Source organism: Inquilinus limosus MP06, from assembly GCF_000767795.1.
GTDB classification, from domain to species: domain Bacteria; phylum Pseudomonadota; class Alphaproteobacteria; order DSM-16000; family Inquilinaceae; genus Inquilinus; species Inquilinus limosus_E.
In genome coordinates, this window is the sequence record NZ_JANX01000710.1 from 1 (window position 1) to 2,695 (window position 2,695).

Genomic DNA, 2,695 nt, shown 5'->3' on the forward strand with positions numbered 1-2,695 from the left:
GGGCCGGACGGGGAGGGCAGCACCTTCGCCCCCGCTTTGGTCGAGTCCCTGAAGACGCTGACCTACGACCAGTTCCTCGAAACCGTGGTCAACGGCAAGCAGGAGGTCGGCACGGCGAACGACAAGAAGATGCCGGCGCTGGGGTCGGACCCCAACGTGATGTGCTACATCAACGACATCTACGCCTATCTCAAGGCCCGGTCCGACGGCGCCGTGGGGCGCGGCCGGCCGGCCAAGTTCGAAAAGAAGTCCAAGGACTATGCCGACGCGGAGAACGCCTGCATGGGGACGCCCGGTTGAAGTGCCCGCCATGACGCCCCTTCTGCGGCGCGCCGCGGCGCTGGCCTTCCTGGCCGGCGCCGTTCTGCTGTCCGCCTCCGCCCCGTCGCGCGCCGACCCGCCGCGGCCGGAGGCGGTCGACCGATCGGCGCTGCGCGTCTGCTCCGACCCCGCCAACCCGCCCTTCTCGAACGACAAGGGCGAGGGCTTCGAGAACAAGATCGCCGAGCTGCTGGCCGCCAAGATGGGCGTGCCGCTGCGCTACACCTGGTTTCCGAACTCCGTCGGCTTCCTGCGCATGACGCTGCGGGCGCGGCGCTGCGACCTGGTGATGGGCATCGTCGTCGGCGCCGAGCTGGTGCAGAACACCAATCCCTACTACCGCTCCGGCTACGTGCTGGTGACCCGGCGGGCGGACAATCTCGCCGACCTCAGCGGCCTGGCCGATCCGCGGCTGCAGACGCTGCACCTCGGCATCACCGCCGGCACGCCGCCGGCCAACCTGGCGGCGCGCGACGGGCTGATGGTGCAGGCGCGGCCGTATCCGCTCTATGTCGACAGCCGGTACGACGCGCCGGGCAAGCAGATGATCGAGGATCTGGCCAACAAGACGATCGACGTCGCGGTGCTGTGGGGCCCGATCGCCGGCTATTTCGCCAAGCAGCATGGCGACGCGCTGGTGGTGACGCCGCTCTTGAACGAGCCGAAGGACACCAAGCTGGATTTCTACATCACCATGGGCGTGCGGCCCGGCGAGAACGAGTGGAAGAACCAGATCAACCGGCTGCTGCGCGAGAACAAGGACGAGATCACCGCGATCCTCAAGGATTACGGCGTGCCGATGCTGGACGCGCGCGGCCAGCCATTGCCATGATGCCGACCCGCCGGCTGCTGGGCCTCGCCGCACTGGCCCTCTGCCTGGCCGCCGGCCACGCCCCGGCCCAGACGGTGGCGGAGCCCGACGGCTACCGCATGGAGGCCTACCGCGCGCCGACCCCGGCGACCCTGAAAGGGGCCATGGTGGTCGACGCCGCGGCGGTGGAGGCGCTGATGCGCCGCGGCCCGGTGCTGCTGGTCGACGTGCTGCCGCAGCCGCCGCGGCCGGACAAGCTGCCGCCGGAGACGCTGTGGCGGCCGCCGGAGCGGCGCGACATCCCGGGCAGCGTCTGGCTGGCCAACACCGGCTACGGCGCGCTGTCGGCGGAGATGGAGGCGTATTTCCGCGACTCCCTGGCGGCGCTGACCCTGGGCGACCGCGCCCGGCCGCTGGTATTCTACTGCGATGCCGAGTGCTGGATGTCCTGGAACGCCGCCCGCCGGGCGGTGGCCGAGGGTTACACCGCGGTGCACTGGTTCCCCGGCGGGGTGAAGGAGTGGGCCGACGGCGGCCGTCCGACCCTGCCGAACGCGCCGCTGCCGGTGAAGTAGAGGCAGGTCGCCCTCCCACAATCCCGATTTGTCATCCCCGCGAAAGCGGGGATCTCGCTGCGCCCGAACCGGATAGAGATTCCTGCTTTCGCGGGAATGACGATAGGGGATAGGCGATAACGAGCTTCGGGGTCCGCCACGACTCGCGGCGGGTGCGCGACCCGAAGGCAATTCAACGCTTCGCCGTCCGACGCCTCAGTTCCTCGAGAACCTGGTCGCTGTCGAGAAGGCTCGACGGATTGGCCTTGGCTTCGTCATAGGCGGCCACGACTTCGGTGCGCAGCCATTTCTCAAGCGCCTGATCGCGGGCCTGAAGTGCGCGCAGACCGTCGCGGATCACCTCGCTCTCGCTGGCATATTCGCCCGAGGCGACCTTGGCCCGGACCATCTCCGCCATCTCGTTCGGCAGCGTGACGCTGGACTGCTGGGTGGTGCGCCACTGCGCCTCCGATCCTGCTGAATAGGATGGAGCACTATCACGGATCCGGCGTGGATGCAGTCAGGCGCGGTCGGCCGGGTCGTCCGCCGGTGCCGCCACCGCTAGCCCGGGGTCGAAGCGCAACAGGGCGTCGACGATGGCGTCGATCCGCGGGTCCTCCGGGTCGCGCGGATGCGGCAGCTCGATCCCGCGCTGCAGCGACACGCGCCCCGCGCCCTCGGCCAGCACCACCACCCGGTCGGCCAGCAGCACCGCCTCGCGCAGGTCATGGGTGACCAGCAGCACGGTCGGCCGGCGCCGGCGCCAATGGTCGGCCACCAACGCCCGCATCCGACCGGCCAGGGCATGGTCGAGCGACACCAGCGGTTCATCCAGCAGCAGCAGGTCGGGGTCGACCAGCAGCGCCCGGGCCAGGGCGGCGCGGCGCTGCATCCCGCCGGAAAGCTGGCCCGGATAGGCGTCCTCGCTGCCGCCCAGCTCCACCGCCTCCAGCAGCCGGCGGGCTCCGGCCTCGGCCTCCCGCCCCGCGACCAGCAGCAGGTTGTCCAG

At 70.4% G+C, this 2,695-nt stretch carries 4 protein-coding genes and 1 pseudogene; 3 read left to right on the forward strand and 2 right to left on the reverse strand.

Annotation, left to right across the window (positions count from 1 at the left end; genetic code table 11):
- The 3 genes and pseudogenes from P409_RS39500 to P409_RS31230 form a co-directional block, all read left to right on the forward strand.
- A pseudogene (locus P409_RS39500) lies at nt 1-300 on the forward strand (hypothetical protein); the annotation flags it as partial.
- A 10-nt stretch (nt 301-310) separates the two neighbouring features.
- Nucleotides 311-1,153, forward strand: a complete 843-nt coding sequence (locus P409_RS31225; RefSeq protein ID WP_034847653.1) for a substrate-binding domain-containing protein — start codon at nt 311-313, stop codon at nt 1,151-1,153.
- A complete protein-coding gene (locus P409_RS31230) occupies nt 1,150-1,707 on the forward strand; it encodes a PQQ-dependent catabolism-associated CXXCW motif protein (RefSeq protein WP_238578813.1) in 558 nt (185 codons plus the stop codon). Before P409_RS31225 ends, P409_RS31230 begins: the two co-directional genes overlap by 4 nt.
- A 172-nt stretch (nt 1,708-1,879) precedes the next feature.
- On the opposite strand, the gene P409_RS31235 is transcribed toward P409_RS31230, so the two are convergent.
- Together P409_RS31235 and P409_RS31240 are read right to left on the reverse strand one after the other, a co-directional pair.
- Nucleotides 1,880-2,206 carry a type II toxin-antitoxin system ParD family antitoxin gene (locus tag P409_RS31235; protein WP_343285536.1) on the reverse strand — a complete coding sequence of 109 codons (327 nt, stop codon included), beginning with the start codon at nt 2,204-2,206 and terminating at the stop codon, nt 1,880-1,882.
- Nucleotides 2,207-2,695 (reverse strand): ATP-binding cassette domain-containing protein (locus P409_RS31240; protein WP_034847656.1); only part of this gene is annotated, 489 nt, incomplete at its 5' end.

Excerpts from the sequence above, each read along its gene's own strand:
- P409_RS31225 (WP_034847653.1), top strand. The coding sequence starts at position 311 with ATGACGCCCCTTCTGCGGCGCGCCGCGGCGCTGGCCTTCCTGGCCGGC.
- P409_RS31230 (WP_238578813.1), top strand. The coding sequence starts at position 1,150 with ATGATGCCGACCCGCCGGCTGCTGGGCCTCGCCGCACTGGCCCTCTGC.